Origin of the sequence: Shouchella sp. JSM 1781072, from assembly GCF_041949915.1 — a bacterium.
Taxonomy (GTDB): domain Bacteria; phylum Bacillota; class Bacilli; order Bacillales; family Bacillaceae_D; genus Shouchella.
In genome coordinates this window covers 366,546-384,723 of the sequence record NZ_JBHFQE010000001.1, presented here as the reverse complement: position 1 = coordinate 384,723, position 18,178 = coordinate 366,546, and the positions used below count along the sequence as shown (strand labels likewise).

Annotated in this window: 17 protein-coding genes; 3 read left to right on the top strand and 14 right to left on the bottom strand. The window is 41.0% G+C overall.

Annotated features, from left to right (window positions below):
- Positions 1-15 precede the first annotated feature (15 nt).
- From icd to ACE1TH_RS01965, 10 genes are all read right to left on the bottom strand, one after another.
- Positions 16-1,281 (bottom strand): NADP-dependent isocitrate dehydrogenase, encoded by a 1,266-nt coding sequence (icd, locus tag ACE1TH_RS02010; RefSeq protein ID WP_099301482.1) that lies wholly within the window; start codon positions 1,279-1,281, stop codon positions 16-18.
- A gap of 69 nt (positions 1,282-1,350) precedes the next feature.
- Positions 1,351-2,466 (bottom strand): citrate synthase, encoded by a 1,116-nt coding sequence (gene citZ, locus ACE1TH_RS02005; RefSeq protein ID WP_099301483.1) that lies wholly within the window; start codon positions 2,464-2,466, stop codon positions 1,351-1,353.
- Between the two features lie 347 nt (positions 2,467-2,813).
- Positions 2,814-3,212 (bottom strand): FxsA family protein, encoded by a 399-nt coding sequence (locus ACE1TH_RS02000; protein ID WP_099301484.1) that lies wholly within the window; start codon positions 3,210-3,212, stop codon positions 2,814-2,816.
- Positions 3,213-3,269: 57 nt separating this feature from the next.
- The gene (pyk, locus tag ACE1TH_RS01995; RefSeq protein WP_099301485.1) at positions 3,270-5,024 is read right to left on the bottom strand and encodes a pyruvate kinase; all 1,755 of its coding nucleotides are present in this window, start codon (positions 5,022-5,024) and stop codon (positions 3,270-3,272) included.
- 23 nt (positions 5,025-5,047) lie between these two features.
- The gene (gene pfkA, locus ACE1TH_RS01990; RefSeq protein ID WP_099301486.1) at positions 5,048-6,007 is read right to left on the bottom strand and encodes a 6-phosphofructokinase; all 960 of its coding nucleotides are present in this window, start codon (positions 6,005-6,007) and stop codon (positions 5,048-5,050) included.
- A gap of 141 nt (positions 6,008-6,148) precedes the next feature.
- Entirely contained in the window at positions 6,149-7,126 is a 978-nt protein-coding gene (accA, locus tag ACE1TH_RS01985; protein WP_375078287.1) for an acetyl-CoA carboxylase carboxyl transferase subunit alpha, read from the bottom strand.
- Positions 7,127-7,141: 15 nt separating this feature from the next.
- Positions 7,142-7,987: an acetyl-CoA carboxylase, carboxyltransferase subunit beta gene (gene accD, locus ACE1TH_RS01980; protein ID WP_099301488.1), complete on the bottom strand. Its 846-nt coding sequence runs from the start codon at positions 7,985-7,987 to the stop codon at positions 7,142-7,144.
- A 23-nt stretch (positions 7,988-8,010) separates the two neighbouring features.
- Positions 8,011-8,670: a FadR/GntR family transcriptional regulator gene (locus ACE1TH_RS01975; RefSeq protein WP_099301489.1), complete on the bottom strand. Its 660-nt coding sequence runs from the start codon at positions 8,668-8,670 to the stop codon at positions 8,011-8,013.
- 9 nt (positions 8,671-8,679) lie between these two features.
- Positions 8,680-9,882 carry an NADP-dependent malic enzyme gene (gene ystJ, locus ACE1TH_RS01970; protein ID WP_099302145.1) on the bottom strand — a complete coding sequence of 401 codons (1,203 nt, stop codon included), beginning with the start codon at positions 9,880-9,882 and terminating at the stop codon, positions 8,680-8,682.
- 141 nt (positions 9,883-10,023) lie between these two features.
- Positions 10,024-13,299 carry a DNA polymerase III subunit alpha gene (locus tag ACE1TH_RS01965; protein ID WP_375078286.1) on the bottom strand — a complete coding sequence of 1,092 codons (3,276 nt, stop codon included), beginning with the start codon at positions 13,297-13,299 and terminating at the stop codon, positions 10,024-10,026.
- 100 nt (positions 13,300-13,399) lie between these two features.
- On the opposite strand from ACE1TH_RS01965, the gene ACE1TH_RS01960 reads away from it, so the two are divergent.
- Both ACE1TH_RS01960 and ytrI read left to right on the top strand, forming a co-directional pair.
- Positions 13,400-13,735, top strand: coding sequence for a YtrH family sporulation protein (locus tag ACE1TH_RS01960; protein WP_099302146.1), 336 nt, complete (start codon positions 13,400-13,402; stop codon positions 13,733-13,735).
- Complete coding sequence (ytrI, locus tag ACE1TH_RS01955; protein ID WP_099301491.1) at positions 13,735-14,253, top strand: sporulation membrane protein YtrI; 519 nt, start codon at positions 13,735-13,737, stop codon at positions 14,251-14,253. The genes ACE1TH_RS01960 and ytrI overlap by 1 nt, the downstream gene beginning before the upstream one ends.
- Before the next feature lie 25 nt (positions 14,254-14,278).
- Here the strand turns inward: ytrI and ACE1TH_RS01950 are convergent, their stop codons facing one another.
- Entirely contained in the window at positions 14,279-15,214 is a 936-nt protein-coding gene (locus ACE1TH_RS01950; protein ID WP_099301492.1) for a DHH family phosphoesterase, read from the bottom strand.
- Positions 15,215-15,297: 83 nt separating this feature from the next.
- Here ACE1TH_RS01950 and ACE1TH_RS01945 point away from each other — a divergent pair, with 83 nt between their 5' ends.
- Positions 15,298-15,585, top strand: a complete 288-nt coding sequence (locus ACE1TH_RS01945; protein WP_176554280.1) for a YtpI family protein — start codon at positions 15,298-15,300, stop codon at positions 15,583-15,585.
- Positions 15,586-15,708: 123 nt separating this feature from the next.
- Here ACE1TH_RS01945 and ACE1TH_RS01940 read toward each other — a convergent pair whose 3' ends face one another.
- From ACE1TH_RS01940 to ACE1TH_RS01930, 3 genes are all read right to left on the bottom strand, one after another.
- Complete coding sequence (locus ACE1TH_RS01940) at positions 15,709-17,019, bottom strand: DRTGG domain-containing protein (protein ID WP_099301494.1); 1,311 nt, start codon at positions 17,017-17,019, stop codon at positions 15,709-15,711.
- 69 nt (positions 17,020-17,088) lie between these two features.
- Complete coding sequence (locus ACE1TH_RS01935) at positions 17,089-17,328, bottom strand: hypothetical protein (RefSeq protein ID WP_099301495.1); 240 nt, start codon at positions 17,326-17,328, stop codon at positions 17,089-17,091.
- Between the two features lie 98 nt (positions 17,329-17,426).
- Complete coding sequence (locus ACE1TH_RS01930) at positions 17,427-18,113, bottom strand: metal-dependent hydrolase (protein WP_099301496.1); 687 nt, start codon at positions 18,111-18,113, stop codon at positions 17,427-17,429.
- Positions 18,114-18,178 lie beyond the last annotated feature (65 nt).

Here is an 18,178-nt window from a genome sequence, read left to right as displayed (position 1 = left end):
TTCGAACATTGACGTTTACAAGTTCTTGATTAGTTCATCTGCAAATCCAGAACAAGAAACTTCCGTTGCACCATCCATTAGACGAGCAAAGTCATACGTGACAACTTTACTTTCAATTGTTTTATCCATTGATGTCATAATCATATCTGCTGCTTCATTCCAGCCAAGGTGACGAAGAAGCAACTCACCAGATAGAAGAACAGACGATGGATTTACTTTATCTAAGCCTGCATATTTAGGAGCTGTACCGTGTGTCGCTTCAAAAATAGCATGGCCCGTATCGTAGTTAATGTTTGCGCCTGGTGCAATTCCAATTCCACCAACTTGAGCAGCTAGTGCATCAGAAATGTAGTCACCGTTAAGGTTCATTGTCACCACAACATCAAATTCTTTTGGACGAGTTAAGATCTGTTGTAAAAAGATATCTGCAATCGAGTCTTTCACAATGATTTTCCCTGCTGCTTCTGCTTCACTTTGTGCTTGATCAGCAGCATCGCGGCCTTTTTCTTCAACAATCTTGTCATACGCAGCCCATGTGAACACTTTATCGCCGAACTCACGCTCAGCTAACTCGTAGCCCCAGTTCTTAAATGAACCTTCTGTATATTTCATGATGTTTCCTTTATGAACAAGCGTTACGCTCTTTCTGCCTTCATCTAATGCATACTGGATAGACGCACGGACAATACGCTCAGTACCTTCTTTCGATACTGGTTTAATCCCAATACCAGATGTTTCAGGGAAACGGATTTTGTTAATACCCATTTCATCTTGTAAGAAAGAAATAACTTTCTTAACTTCGTCAGAACCTTCTTGGAACTCGATCCCAGCATAAATATCTTCAGTGTTCTCACGGAAGATTGCCATATTTGTGTCTTCTGGACGTTTAACAGGTGATGGTACGCCTGTAAAGTAACGAACGGGACGTAGGCACGTGTATAAATCAAGCTCTTGACGAAGCGCCACGTTTAATGAACGAATTCCTCCACCAATTGGTGTTGTTAACGGTCCTTTAATCGCAATTAAGTATTCGCGGATGGCGTCTAACGTTTCAGAAGGCAACCATTCGCCAGTTTGGTTATATGCTTTTTCACCAGCTAAAATTTCTTTCCAGTGGATTTTGCGCTCGCCACCGTAAGCTTTTTCTACTGCTGCGTCTAGCACGCGAGAAGCAGCTGCCCAAATATCAGGACCTGTTCCATCTCCTTCAATATAAGGTACAATTGGCTCGTTTGGTACGTTTAATACACCATTATTAGTTTGAATTTTTTCTGCTGCCATGTTTCTATTCCCTCCATCCAAAATATGTAGAACGGAAATTTTCCGTCCATTTTTACATTAAACTAGTTGTTATCTTGATTCAATGGAAACATAAGAACGTTTATCTGGACCAATATATTCTGCACGTGGTCGGATTAAACGATTGTTTGAGTATTGCTCTAAAATATGCGCCAACCAACCTGAAGTACGGCTCACTGCAAAAATTGGCGTAAACAAATCATGTTTAATGCCAAGGCTGTGGTAAACCGTTGCAGAGTAAAAATCAACGTTTGGAAGCAACCCTTTTTCTTTCGTAATCATTTCTTCAATTTGAATGGACATCTCATACCATTTAGTTTCGTTCACAACACTTGTTAATTGTTTTGACATATCACGTAAGTGCTTTGCACGTGGATCACCATTTTTGTAAACGCGGTGACCAAAGCCCATTATTTTTTCTTTGTTGTCTAATGCTTTTCTTAGATAAGGCTCTACTTCTTCTGGTTCGTTAATATCTAGAAGCATATTCATTACCGCTTCGTTTGCTCCACCATGTAAAGGTCCTTTAAGCGCGCCGATCGCAGCAGTTAAGCCAGAATAAACATCTGATAAGGTTGCCACACATACACGAGCTGTGAATGTTGACGCGTTAAGCTCATGATCAGCGTGCAAAACAAGTGCTTTGTTAAATGCTTCTATCGAAAGATCATCAGGCGTTTCGCCATTCAGCATATACAGAAAATTCGCGGCAAAGGAAAGCTCTTGGTTCGGTTGAATTGGCTCTTGACCAGAGCGAATTCGTTCAAAACCTGTAACGATTGTCGGGATTTTCGCCTGAAGACGAATCGCTTTTTTGTAATTTTCTTCTTCGTCCATCTTTTCTGCATCTGAGTCAAATAAACCAAGTGCTGAGATAGCAGAGCGTAAAGCCGCCATTGGATGTACGTCTTTAATTGGATAGGCTTTCATTTGAGCGAAAATTTCTTCAGGAACCTCGGCTTCAGCAGCCAACTGCTCTGTAAACGATTTCAATTCTTCTTTGGTAGGAAGTTCGCCGTTCCAAAGTAAATAAATGACCTCTTCAAAGCTAGCATTTTCAGCTAAATCATCAATGCCGTAGCCTTGATACGTTAATTCATCATCAATAATTGAACTTACGCTTGACTGTGTTGCTACAATACCTTCTAATCCACGAGTAGTAGTCACCTATATCTCTCCTTTTCTCTAATAAATCCTTCACCAGACGTATGGTACCCAAGTGAAGCGGTTTCGCAAAAGGATGCGAACTCTCCTATCTCCTTCATTGTGAAAGAACGTGATTCGAGTATGAATCTAGGAAGTGCTCATAGTCTAGTAGACTAGACATAAGCCAAGCTTAAAAACAACTTTCTATAGACTGCATAAAAAAGCTACATCTTCCTATACCCACTAGCAAGATTATTAAAAACCCTAAAACCATTAGGTACAATATGAGGTGCTTTTCGAACAACCTAAGCACTTCATATCATACCATAATTTTAAAATTACGGCTATAACCAGCATATTTTGACAAGTTATCTTCTTTTTATGACAATAAACTGACCCTTAGCAATCCCTGTGTGAATGGCTTTAAGCAGTCCAGCTTTAATAATTCCTCTTGTCCAAGGAATTAAGAAGAATGCGCCTACTACATCTAAAAAGAAGCCTGGGAGCATTAAAAGCGCACCCCCAATAAAAATACACGCACCATCAATCAGCGCTTGACTTGGTACTTGTTGTTTCTGCATTTGTAATTGAGCCAAACGCAGTACTTGCATTCCTTGTCGGCGTGCAAAGAGAAACCCTACGATACTCGTTGTAAGCATAGCTAAAATGGTGTACCATACACCAATCCATTGAACGGATAGCACAATAAGCAACAGTTCAATTAAAGGAACACCAATTGCGATAGGGAACAGCAGTCGTTTCAACATCCGTGCCTCCTCGATGATAAGCAAAAAGAAGAGCCTTTGCTCTTCTTTTTCTTTCTATTATAATACACGCGCTTTTCCACTGTAAATGTTTCCGGTTTTAGCATCAACGGTTACTTCTTCACCGTCTGTGAATAAGGCGAGTGCACCTTCAACGCCAACGACAACAGGTGTACTTAAGTTTAAGCCTACAACTGCAGCATGGGACGTCAATCCGCCTTCTTCCGTAATAACAGCTGCTGCTTTTTCAAACGCATCAATCATGTCTTTATCTGTTGATTTTGTCACTAATACTGCGCCTTCAGTCATTTTCGCATTTGCTTCTGCTGCATTTTCAGCAATCACGACTTTCCCTGCACCAGAACGCTGACCAATCCCCTGTCCTTTTGCTTTCACTTCACCAAGCACATGGACTTTTAATAAATTGGTCGTTCCTGTTTCACCAACTGGAACGCCTGCAGTAATGACTACAAGATCTCCTTGGGCAACATGACCAGAGCCAATCGCAGCTTCTACTGTTAAATCAAGCATTTCATCAGTTGAGCTTGCTTGTTTACCAAGTAAAGGCGTTACACCCCATACTAAAGCCATCTTACGGAATGCTCTTTCGTTGCTTGTAATGGCAAGAATTGGCGATTTTGGACGGAAACGAGACGTCATACGAGCGGTATGTCCACTTTCAGTCGCTGTTAAAATCGCAGTCGCATCTAAGTTTGAAGCAGTATGCGCAACAGACTGTCCAATCGCACTCGTAATCGTTTGCTTCGACTCTTTACTCTTCTTGCTAAGCATTTGCTCGTAGTTTAAAGCTTGTTCTGTGCGACTTGCAATGTTATGCATCGTTTGAACCGATTCAACTGGATAATCTCCAGCAGCAGTTTCGCCTGATAACATGATTGCATCTGTACCGTCAAAAATTGCGTTCGCTACGTCACTAGCTTCGGCTCTTGTTGGGCGTGGATTACGTTGCATCGAATCAAGCATTTGAGTCGCTGTAATAACAGGTTTAGCAAGCTCATTACACTTAACAATCAGTTGTTTTTGTACAAGGGGCACTTCTTCAGCTGGAATTTCTACACCAAGGTCACCACGTGCAACCATAAGGCCATCAGACACTTCCAAAATTTCATCGATGTTATCAACACCCTCTTGATTTTCAATCTTAGGGATGATAGCGATGTCCGCAGCACCATTTTTTTCAAGGAGCTCACGAATTTCTAATACATCAGACGCACGACGAACAAATGATGCCGCAATAAAATCAACGTTTTGCTCAACGCCGAACGTAATATCTGCTGCATCTTTCTCCGTCATCCCAGGAAGGTTTACGCTGACATTCGGTACGTTCACACCTTTTTTGTTTTTCAATGTTCCGCTATTCATAACAACCGTTACGAGTTCTTGATTGCGGACTTCTTTCACTTCAAGACCAATGAGGCCATCGTCTAGCAATAAGATGCTGCCCGCATGTACATCATTTACGAGCCCTGGGTATGTGATCGAAATCTTTTCCGTTGTGCCAACAACTTCTTCCATTGAAACAACTAATTCCTGTCCTTTTTCAAGCTCGATCGCACCATTTTCAACAGTCTGGGTACGAATTTCCGGACCTTTTGTATCAAGTAAAATGGCTACGGTCTTACCTGCTTTTTCCGAAGCTTCACGGATGTTGCGGATACGCGCTCCGTGCTCCTCGAAATCTCCGTGTGAAAAGTTTAAACGTGCTACGTTCATGCCAGCATCAATTAACGATACGAGTTGGTCGACCGACTCACTAGCTGGTCCAATTGTACATACGATTTTTGTTTTACGCATTTTGTTCCTCCTACAAATTCTTCTTAAATAGATAGCTCTTGCGAGAGCTTGTACATATTTGTATCAATCTTATGGGGTTGATCTAAAATGTCATTAATAGAGTGGTACACAATTTCATTACGCTGTATCCCTACAGTCATGCCCGCTTTTCCTTCAAGTAATAAGTCAACGGCTTTTGCTGCAAGACGACTAGCTAAAACACGGTCTGCTCCAGTTGGTGAGCCTCCACGTTGAATATGTCCTAAGACCGTTACACGAGTTTCTACATTCATTTCCGTACTGATCTTCTCACCGAAATCAAAACCTGATCCAGCACCTTCAGCTACAATGATAATGCTGTGCTTTTTCCCGCGTTCAACACCACGTTTGATGTTAGCAAGAATAAGGCTCATATCATGTTCTTCTTCTGGGATCACAATGGTTTCTGCACCATCTGCAAGACCAGCCCAAAGTGCCAAGTCTCCAGCATGACGACCCATTACTTCAATCACATACGTACGTTCATGAGACGTTGCAGTGTCGCGAATTTTATCAATGGCGTCAATGATCGTATTTAGTGCTGTATCAAACCCGATTGTAAAGTCAGTTCCTGGAATATCGTTATCAATCGTTCCAGGGACACCTACTGTTGGGAATCCATGCTCGCTTAACTTTTGAGCGCCACGATAAGACCCGTCTCCACCAATCACGACAAGCCCTTCAATTCCAAATTTATTTAACTGCTCAATACCCTTTTTTTGACCTTCAAGCGTTTTAAATTCTTCACAACGTGCTGTATATAACATCGTACCACCGCGATGAATAATATCCCCTACAGAACCAAGCTCCATTTTCTTAATGTCGCCTTCAATTAACCCTTGGTAGCCATATGAAATACCATACACTTCAATTCCGTGATAGATTGCTTTTCGAACAACGGCGCGAATCGCTGCATTCATACCTGGTGAATCGCCACCACTTGTTAACACACCAATACGTTTCAATTCAGTTCCTCCTAACGAACACGAAGACAAAAAACATTGTCTCACATAGTCTCTGCAAGTAAAGATACCACTTTGATTTCACGAACACAAGTGTTACCACACTACAAAAAATGCTTTCATATCAATGAAAGCACTTCCAAATCATTTTGATTCTGCTTTGATTCGTTTATCGGAAATTTGGCCCATTTTCTTGTATTTTTCATACCGCTCATCTAATAGAGATTCTACAGATTTTGCTTTCAAATCCGCTAATGCATCGCGCAAAATTTGTTTCATACTAGCCGCTTGTTCATGTACATCTCGTTGTGCTCCACCTTTTGGTTCCTCAATGATTGAGTCAATGACACCCAGCTCATATAAATCAGGCGCTGTAATTTTCATCGTTTCAGCTGCTCTTTTCGCTTGTGTAGAATCTTTCCAAAGCAATGCCGCTGCACCTTCTGGCGAGATAACAGAGTACGTTGAGTTTTCTAGCATATAAATGCGGTCGGCAACACCAAGTGCTAGTGCACCACCACTTCCACCTTCTCCAATGACGATACTAATCGTTGGAACTTTCAATCCTGCCATCATAAGAAGGTTTCGTGCAATCGCTTCACTTTGCCCTCTTTCCTCGGCTGATTTGCCAGGATACGCCCCTTTTGTATCAATAAAACAAACGATCGGTCGATTAAACTTTTCCGCTTGCTTCATTAAGCGCAAAGCTTTTCGATACCCTTCAGGGTGAGGCGATCCAAAGTAACGCATAATATTCTCTTTTGTATCTTTTCCACGTTGATGGCCAATAACGGTGACTGGCTGATCATCAAATGTAGCAATCCCTGCAACAATCGCTTTATCATCACCGAATAAACGGTCACCATGGAGTTCTAAGAAATCGGAAAACATTAACTCAATATAGTCAAGGCTCGTTGGACGTTCATGATCTCGAGCGATTTGAACGCGTTCCCACGGCTGAATATTCGTGTATACAGACTCTTCTAATTCACGTAACCGAGTCTCCATCTTGTGAATTTCAGAACTTAAATCCAGTTCTTTTTCGTTTGCAAATTTCCGTAGCTCGTCGATTTTATTTCGAAGCTCAATTACTGGTTTTTCAAACTCTTTTTCCGTCGTCATGTTCGCTCCCCCTATCTACTGGTGAATTGCCAACACGGTTGTTAGCGTCTCTTTCATTTCAAGTCGCGGGATCACTCGATCTAATTGCCCGTGCTCTAATAAGAATTCAGCTGTTTGAAAATCTTCCGGAAGCTCTTCTCGTATCGTTTGTTCAATAATTCGACGTCCAGCAAAACCGACCAACGCTTTTGGCTCTGCAAAATTATAGTCTCCAAGTGAAGCAAAGCTAGCGGAGACGCCTCCTGTTGTTGGATGGGTCATGACAGAAATGAACAAGCCACCATTTCGATCTAGCCGTTCTAGGGCAGCACTTGTTTTTGCCATTTGCATCAAACTAATCATGCCTTCTTGCATACGGGCACCACCAGATGCTGCAACGATAATAAGCGGGTAGTTTGTTTCTAGCGCCCGTTCAGCTGCTCGCGTTAACTTTTCACCAACGGCCGCGCCCATGCTTGCCATACGAAAATCCGGGTCCATCACTGCCAGTACGACAGAATAGCCATTCATTTCACCTTCTCCTGAAATGCATGCTTCTTTTAAGCCCGTTTTTTCACGGTCTTTTTCAAGCTTGCTTTCATAATCAGGAAATCCAAGTGGGTTTCCGCCAACCACATCTGCATCCATTTCCTTAAACGTACCTTCGTCAGTTAACGATTCAATCCGCTCCCACGCGCCCATTCTGTGATGGTGCCCACATGTACGGCACACACTTAAATTCTTTTTTAAATCTTTTGTGTACATAATGGTTCGACATGATGGACATTTCGTCATTAATCCTTCTGGCACTTCTTTCTTTGCTCGCTCAGATGGGATGGTTGCATATCGCTTCTTTTTCTTTGAAAACATATCTTTTAACATGGAATCGCTCCTTGCTATATCCTTTAAAAACGGCTGTTTTTCAAGTGATGACTCATCGCTTCTAACGCCTCTTCTACTTCTCGATGCTTAATGGCTTCCACGACTAACTCGTGCTCTTTAATGGATTCAGGCGGTCTTCCTTTGCGTTCTAAAGATTCCTTAATTGCTTCTTTATTAAACGCGACAAGCGATTTCCATATATTGTAGAGCAAGACATTTCCACATGCTCGTACAATGGTTTCGTGGAATTGATAATCTGCTTCTACTGGAAAATCGCCATGACTCCATTTTAATTTTGAGTGCGTAATGAATTCATCTAGTTGTTGAATTTCTTCCGTTGATATGCGATAAATTGCTAATTTTAACGCTTCTAACTCTACAATTCGCCTTGTCTCACTTAAATCCTTCCTTGCTTGGTCGTCTTTTAAAATAAAAGATAACAGCAAATCCACTAATCGGTAGCTTGAAGTCGCCTTCATGAAGGTCCCTTCGCCTCTTTTAGTCTCGATAATGTCTAAAAGTTCAAGACCGCGCAGCGCCTCACGAATGGAGGAGCGACCGACTTGAAGTCGGTCGCTTAATTCTCTTTCTGACGGTAGCTTATCGCCACTTTTTAAGTCATCATGCTGAATAATTTCGCTAAGGGCACGAATAATTTCGATGTAGCGCTTATCGGTAGCCATTGTGCCTCCTTAATCGATGATCGTCAACTGTCTTGTTTTCTCCGCAACATCTTCCGGATCAACTTTCACTCTTGATACACCTGTCTCCATTGCTTTTTTCGCAACAGCAGCTGCAACCGCTGGGGCAACACGTGGATCAAAAGGTGCAGGAATGACATAATCAGCTGTTAAGTCTTTTTCATCAACTAAGTTCGCAATCGCATAAACAGCTGCGACTTTCATTTCTTCATTTATATGCGTAGCTCGTACATCTAATGCCCCTCTAAAAATTCCAGGGAATGCAAGTACGTTATTCACTTGGTTTGGAAAATCTGAACGACCTGTTCCAATAACAGATGCGCCAGCAGCTTTTGCGTCTTCTGGCATAATTTCTGGTACTGGGTTCGCCATTGCAAAAATAATTGGGTCGACGTTCATGCTTTCAACCATTTCTTTTGTCACAGCTCCAGCAACAGACACACCGATAAAGACATCTGCATCTTTAATCACGTCTTCTAATTGTCCTTCTTGCTTGTTTGGATTGGTACGCTTAGCGACTTGCTCTTTTACGCCGTTCATTCCATATGGACGACCTTCATAAATCGCACCTTTTGTATCACACATGACAATATCGCGCACACCCATACGTAGCATCAATTTAATAATTGCGATACCTGCCGCTCCAGCGCCGTTCGCAACAACTTTAATTTCAGAAAGCTTTTTCCCGCTTAATTTTAACGCATTGATTAATCCAGCTAGGGTAACAATTGCTGTTCCGTGCTGATCATCATGAAAAATTGGGATATTCGTTTCTTTCTTCAAACGTTCTTCAATAACAAAACAATCTGGCGCTGCAATGTCTTCTAAATTAACGCCACCGAATGTTGGCTCTAGCATTTTAACAGTATTGACAATCTCATCTACATCATTTGAACGCAAGCAAATAGGGAATGCATCCACACCAGCGAATGATTTAAATAATACCGCTTTTCCTTCCATTACTGGTAATGATGCTTCAGGACCAATATTTCCTAATCCAAGCACAGCAGTACCGTTACTAACTACCGCAACCATATTGCCTTTCATTGTATATTCATAAACTGATTCAACATCTTCAAAAATTTCTTTACAAGGTTCCGCTACTCCCGGGGAGTAAGCTAGACTTAAATCTCGAGCATCTTTAACAGGTACCTTTGCTTTTGATTCTAATTTTCCTTGATTAACACGGTGCATATGAAGCGCTTCTTCTCTAGTAGTAGGCACGATTCTCTCTCCTTTATAATGAAACCTGACTGGTCAGACCACCTAATGTTCGCTTTCTATTATAAACACGTTGCTTCCATCTGCCAATAGGTTGACTGAAAGTTCTTTCGCTTACGATTCATAATCCTCTTCTTCCACGTGAACATTCCCTTCGCCAAATAATCGTTTTAACAGCAGAAGTGTCCGCTTGCTTGGCTCAACAGCATATTTATCAGGCAGCTTAATTTTTGATTGATTTTTTTTTCGATAAAGGGTTACAGATGTCGTCCCCCTATCTCGACTTAATATATATTTTAAATCACTTAATTTTGTTGGTGTGTCTTGCTCAATATCAATATGAATCGACATACTCTTTTTTCTTACTGAAGTTGGCAATTGCTTGATGTCTTTTGCTTGTTGAACAATAAATTGTTTTTTACCTTCACGCTCTTCCACAACGCCATTTAACAGCACAAGACTTCCTTCCGTTAACACTTGCTCTATCTCTTGCCAAACGTTAGGAAATACGACACAATCGCATTCCTCTGTCTCATCACTTCCTACAAAAAAAGCCATTGCTTTTCCTTTTTTTGTTGTGATTTTCCTCACAGATTTGACTAAAACAGCAATAAGAATTTCTTTTCTTGACGGGGTTGCATCAAGTAACGTTGTCCGTTTACGTTGACTTAGCCGTTCTTTCACATTTTCAATCGGGTGACCTGAAAAATAAAAGCCTAACACTTCTCTTTCCCAACTTAATTCTTCCATCTTCGTAGACGGTTCGATTTCAATGTAAGATGGTGTGACAGGGTTAATCGTAAACAGCCCACCTGCTGATTGCTTAAAATCTTCAATTTGTTTTGCAAAGGCAATCGCTTTATCAACATTTGCAAGAAGAACAGCTCTTGAGATTCCGAATAAATCACATGCCCCTGATTTAACAAGCGCCGTCAAAATTTGTTGGTTAACAGCTGGTGAATACACATTTGCGACAAACGCAAAAAAGTCTGCAAACGACTCATTACTTCCTTCTTTTATCTTCTCAACAACGCGTCGCGTCACCATGGAAATCGGTAAGAGTCCGAAACGAATCCCTTGATCCTCGACTGTGAAAAGCACATCGCTTTTCGTAACAGAAGGTGGGAGAACGTCAACACCTGCTTTTCTAGCTTCGTAAATATAGTTATATAATTTTTGATGGTCCTGCCAGTTTGCTGAACAAAGCGCCGCAAAAAAAGCCTTTTGATAGTGAACACGCAAATAAGACAGCCAATAACTAATCATACTGTAAGCCGTCGCATGGGACTTCGGAAATCCATAATTAGCGAACTTTTCAATGAGAGAAAAGAGATTCTCTGCCTCTTCTTTTGTGTACCCTCGCTCAATAGATCGTTCAACAAAAGCGTCTTTATTCATGAGTTCACGTTGTTTTTTACTAATTGCTCGACGAAATACGTCTGCTTCAGCAAGGCTATACCCTGCACTAATTTGAATCAACTGAATGATTTGTTCTTGGTACACAATGACCCCAAACGTTGATTGCAGCACGCGGTTGATGGCTTCATGCTTAGAGAATTTCGTTTTGCGCTCGTGCTTTCGCTGAATATAGTCTGGAATAAATGCCATTGGGCCTGGTCGATAAAGAGAAGTTGTTGCCACAATATCGTTAAAGCTCGATGGTTTTAATTGCTTTAAAACACGCCTCATTCCGTCTGATTCAAGCTGAAAAATACCTGTTGAGTTTCCTTCTTGTAACAAGGCAAATGTCTTGTCATCATCAAATGGAATTGAGCGTAAGTCAATGTGTTGGCCAGTGGATTGCTTAATCATATGGAGCATTTGTTCGAGCAGCGTGAGATTTCGTAAACCGAGAAAGTCAAACTTCACATAACCTAGCGCATCAAGGCTCTCCATATCAGCTTGAGTAATGATTCGGTCATCACTTCCATACTGCAGCGCGACTTTTTCCTTTAACGGCCGATCGCTAATAATGACCCCTGCCGCGTGTGTAGATTCATGTCGAAGCATGCCCTCTAACTGTTTGGCATATAAAAGAAGCGTATGAAGATCTGTAGATTCAAAGTTTGCAAATACCCCTTTTGACTCCGCTTGTTCTAACGTCAAAGAGGCTTCCATTGCCTTGGCAACTCGATCAACAAAGCTACTATTTAACCCGAGCGCTTTTCCTGCATCACGGATCGACGCTCTTGCTGCGAACGTACCAAACGTTAACACTTGCGCCACACGATCTTCCCCAAATCGCTCTCTCACATACTGAATGACATCATCACGCCGATAATCAGGAAAATCAATGTCAATATCCGGAAGCGATAATCGCTCAGGATTTAAAAATCGTTCAAATAAAAGTCCATGTTTCAGTGGATCAACATCTGTAATAAAAAGCGAATATGCTACTAGCGAACTGGCAGAAGAACCCCTGCCAGGTCCGGTTAGTATAGCGGATTGATGTGCAAACTGCATAAAGTCTGCCACGATTAAAAAGTACGAGGAAAAGCCAAGCTCATTAATTACGTCTAGCTCTTTTTGTAAACGTTCAACCGCTTCTTCTGTTGGTTGATCATCATATCGACGAAGCATCCCTTGATACGCTTTTTTATACAACAGTTGATTAGCGTCCTCACGACTTAAACCGTCATAGGAAGGAATGATCGGTTCATGAAAAAGAGAAAACGCCTCAACACGTTCGGCAATTTGATCCGTTTCACGTAACATCGCTTTTGAAAACGACTCAGCTCGTTTGTCTAGTCGTAACAAATACCCGTCTTCTAACTCTTTTTCAATCACGACATGATCGACTGTTGTTCCTGTTCCAATCGCTCGTATTAAACGATACAAAGAAAAGTCTTCCTCCTCTTTGAATCGGACAGGAGGAGCAGCGACACATAAAAGATGATGGGCATCAGCAAACTCAACAAGCTGGTAATCTTGTACACCTCTTACCTCTAATCGCCCCTCACTATGGGACGTCAGCGCTAGCCACCGCTTATACCAATCTTTTGCTTGTATAAATGACTGCTCCGATAAAAAAATGATGCATTCGGTTGAATACAGTTGAAACTGCTCATAAGAAATGCCTTTATCTTTACTTAACCCTATCACTGAGCTGATTTCGATTAATTGCTGGTAGCCTTGTTCATTTTTAGCCAATAAACGAACCACGATCCGGACATCTTTTACAAGAACCGTGCACTCGATCCCGATTAAAGGCTTTAAACCAGCCGCTTCGCATTCCTTAATAAAAGGATAGACGCCGCTTAGTGTATGATAATCTGTTAGGGCAATATTTTTGTAACCTAATTGTTTTGCTTGCTGGACATAGGCTTTAATGGTTAATCCTGATTTTAAAAGACTATGTTCACTATAAATGTTTGAAAGTAAGGTGCTCAACACCATCACTCTCCTTTAATGTCTAGTTGCAATAATAGTGTCATAAAAAAAGTAGTTTGTCCTTATATATAAGTATACATACAAATAGGTGGTGAGAATGATGCTTTTAACGAGAGAAATGCTTGCTCACTTAGTAATGAATTTCTTTATCGCCTTTGGTGTGATGATTGGTGGTGCCTTAATTGGTGGTATTGGTGCATTTTTAATTGGAAAGCCTGTTCTCAGTGAAATATTCAGCTTATCAAACAGTTTAAAAATATGGGCGATCGTTGCTGCGATTGGCGGTTCCTTTGACGCCATTACAAAAATTGAAAGTGGTTTGTTTAGCGGCGTTCATGAAGATATATACAGAACTCTTGCTATGCTGCTCGTTGCTTTTTGCGGCGCCCAGTCTGGGTCCATTTTGCTGAGGTGGATCGTTGGTGATCCTGTCTAATGTTTGTTCCTAATTATTCCAAACATTCCGGGTGGCTCCGTTTTTTTTCAGGAATAATGATTGGCGTTTTAATTGGCTGGTCTTTCTTTATCGCTGAATATGGTCAAAAGCACGATCGCCTTTATAGCGAAATTGGAAAGAAAGACATTATTATTCAAGAACTTCAAGAAAAAAATGCCCAGTTCTTAAACGATTTAACGCTTCAAAACGAAGAAAATGCTCGACAATTAATCGTTCAAACCGTTTCCGTTACGATTTTAAATGCCGAGCGTTATCATCTTAGTCAGCTAAACGTCTACGAACTCCGCCAACAAATTCTAAAGGAACTTCAACATTTGCAAGGAACAAATATTGAAACAATCGCAAGTTTAACAGAAGTGATGGAGAGCGCCGTTGAAAATAAAGTTTATAAACTAAACGACAATCAATACACCGTAAAAATTACGCGAACTTACGCGTTGCCAGAGTTTCGGATTGACGTCGAGATCATTGACGAAGAACAAAGAAGCAACCGCTAGCTTATCGATAATGTCGATAAGCTTTTTAGATGTGTTGTTTCGCTAGTTCTCTTAACTTACCAATAATAACCTCTACTTCTTCCCAAGAATAAGCTGTTGCACCAGCGGCTACAGGGTGACCTCCGCCATGATGTTGCTTGGCAATCTCATTAATGACAATGGATTTTGAGCGCAAACGCACGCGAATGCTTTCTTCCTCTTCCACAAAAAAGACCCACATTTGAATATCTTCAACGCCAGAGAAACAATTAACGAGTAGAGAAGATTCATTCGCCGTAACATGAAATGATTCAAGCGTTTCTTTTGGCAAACGCATGACCCCTACTTTGTCATCGAATAGTTCAAAATGCTGTAAAATATGGCCTTCTAATCGTACTAGTGGTAAAGAACGTCGGTAAAGTTGGTTAAATAATTGCTGAGTGTCAATTCCTTGATCTAAAAGAAGAGCGGTCCTTTTTAAGGTTTCGCCAGTCGTGTTTCGAAAGCGAAATCTCCCAGTGTCTCCAACAATTCCGGCATAGAGTAAGAAGGCTGCTTCTTCATTTAATGTAAGAATCGGTGTATCTTCTTGTAACGCTACAATAAGTTCAGAAGTCGAACTAACCGTTGTATCAACCAGCACAATATCGCCATAAGGCTCTTCGTTTGGGTGATGGTCGAGCTTTATTAGCACCTCTCCCTTGTCATATCGGTCATCGCTAATTCTAGCCGTATTCGCTGTGTCGCAAACAATGACAAGCGCACCTTCATAGCGACTATCTTCAATACGGTCCATTCTCCCTAAGAAAGTAAGGGAAGGTTCTTCCTCTCCAACGGCATAGACGTGTTTTTCGGGAAACGTTTGTTGGATCATTGTTTTTAACCCCATTTGCGATCCTAATGCATCTGGGTCTGGACGAACGTGTCGATGAATAATAATCGTTTCGAACTGCTCAATCTTTTCAATAATATGCTTAAACATGTGATAACCTCTTTCAATCAGAACTAGTCTTTTCTTTTTATTAACTGTACAATAAGAGCAGAATGTTTTATAGGGGGATCTGTATGATCAATCAAATTCTTGTTATTATTGCGATCGTAGCTTTTCTATTATATCTCTTTAGCCGCATTAAGGCCTTTCGTTTAAACGACTCACTTGAAAAGAAGATTTTAGAATCACGGGCACAACTTGCTTTAGGGAGCGTTTTACTCTCCATTAGTATTATTTTACTTTTCCTATCTGATTTCACTGCGATTCAGCTAATCGTTGGTGGTATTTTTCTCTTAGTTGGTGGTATTAATGTGTACCACGGAGTACGTGCGCACAAACACTATACGGCTCAACTTCATTAAAAGGATTAAGAAAAATCATGTCGTTATACGCTCAGAAAAAAGGATACATAATGAAAGACGAATTTCCGATAGGATCATTCGTCTTTTTACGTGTCACACGCTTATATGCTACTATTTTTTGTTCTACCCTTCAATTAACTGCGCCGTTAATAACGCTTTTCCAACAATTTCTCCCTCTCGATACACTTCCACATCGAATTTACCGTGCTTCCGTCCAATTTCTAATAAGCGTGGAATAACTTTCACTTCGGTATCAATTTGCACGGGCTTCAAGAAATACAGCGTTAAATTTTCCACAACAATATCACCACGCTTATGCATGCGTAGCGTACGCCGGGCTCCTTCAATCATAATCGTTGTCATAACGCCATATGAAACAGTCCCTAATTGGTCCGTCATTTGAGGGCTAATCACAATATGATAAATTGGTTCTTGTTTGTTTTCAGTTACTTGTTCCATTCTGCTTGTGACAATTTCTTCCAATGTTTCACCAACATGCGGCTGTCTTTGCGTCGTTTGCATCGCTTTTAACACATCTTGCCTACTGACAACACCGATCAGCCTTCGTTGTCCATCGGTTACAGGCAATAGCTCAATTCCTTGCCATACCATAATATGAGCAACCGCTGCGATAGAAGTTTTTTCATTTACAGTAATAGGGTTTTGAGTCATGACTTTTTCAATCGGCTGCTGTTTTAATTGATCAAACACATCTTTAGCAGCGACCATTCCTTGGACTTTTAACGTCGTGTCTACAACAGGATAACGGCTATGACCTGTTTGTGTATTCAGTTCTTGCCAATCCTGAACAGACTCACCTATTGTTAAATAATAGGTTTTTTCCAATGGAATTAAAATATCGTCTACAACGACAATTTCTTTTTTAATTAGCTGATCATAGATGGCTCGATTAATCATCGCAGCGACTGTAAATGTATCATACGATGTGGATATAACAGGTAATTCTAATTCATCCGCAAGTTTAATGACATCAGAACTCGTATCAAATCCACCAGTAATGAGCACGGCCGCTCCTGTTTCAAGCGCAATTTTATGCACTTGATATCGATTTCCGACAATGAGAAGATTTCCTGGTGATACATACCGCATCATGGCTTCGGTTTTCATGGCGCCAATAACGAATCGACTTAATGTCTTATGTAACCCTGAACGACCACCAAGAACTTGTCCATCGACAATGTTGACGACTTCAGCGAAGGTTAACTTCTCAATGTTTTCTTTCTTCTTTTTTTCAATTCGTATGGTACCGACTCGTTCGATTGTTGAAACGAGCCCTTGTGATTCTGCTTCTTTAATTGCCCGATAAGCTGTACCTTCACTTACCGACATTGCTTTTGCAATTTGACGAACGGAAATTTTCCCTCCGATTGAAAGTTGAGTAATGTATTCAATAATTTGCTCATGTTTTGTCACTTTGGCACCACGCTTTCACCCTATCACTTCTTATAAGTATACGACTTGACGTGGTGCCCTAGCAACTTCTTATCCATACTGTCTTAACTTTTTTACAGTAGATGCCTTGACCGTCATCTTTTGTTTCTTCTCGAGGCGCTGGGCTTTTAGAACAGCCAGTCCATTTCCAATCACAACAAGCAGGCAAAACCCCACCCACGAAAAGGCAAAAACTTGGCTTAATCCAGCTTCTTTAAACGGCAAATGTTCAAAGGCGTAAGCACCCATAATACAAGCAAGCAATAGACAAATGATTCCACGTTGTTTCATCGTATCCCTCCTTGTCTACTACTTTATGATCATTGAACCGAAACATGACTAGAAAAAGCTGAAAACAGGCAAAAATCCTGTAATCAGCTTCAAACAACTTATAGTTGAATTCCTTCTCCTGCTTCTAACAATTTCCCTTTTCCTTCTGGAAGACGCTCGACAAATGCTTTTGCATCTTGCTTAATGGGTGGGAAAGTGTTGAAGTGAATCGGCACAGCGAGTTTAGGGTTGACCCATTCAACTGCTGTTTCCGCATCGTCTGGTCCCATTGTAAAATTATCGCCCATTGGAACGAAGGCCACGTCAATGTCGTTTCGTTCACCTATCATTTTCAAATCACTAAATAAGGCAGTGTCGCCCATGTGATAAATCGTTTTACCTTCTGCAGTAAATAAAATGCCACCTGGCATTCCGGTATAAACAATTTTTTGATTGTCTTCTTCTGTATACGAAGAACCATGGAACGCTTGCGTAAATTTCACTGTTCCAAAATCAAATTCATACGAACCGCCAATTGACATTGGGTGAACGGATTCAACACCTTGGAAACCCATATATGTCGCAAGTTCCGCAACAGCAACAACTAGCGCTCCCGAACGCTTTGCAATCTCCACCGTGTCTCCTACATGATCATTATGACCATGAGTAAGAAGAATAACATCTGGGTTTTCTTCTTGCGCATTTAAATCGGTTTGTCCATTTCCCGTAATAAATGGATCAATAAGTATGGTCTTTCCATTTGTTTTAATTTTTACAACTGAATGTCCATGAAAACTTACATCCATTCTTGATCCCTCCAAATTCGTGTTCTATTTCCTTTACATAACCTGTTTACAATTAACCTAAACAT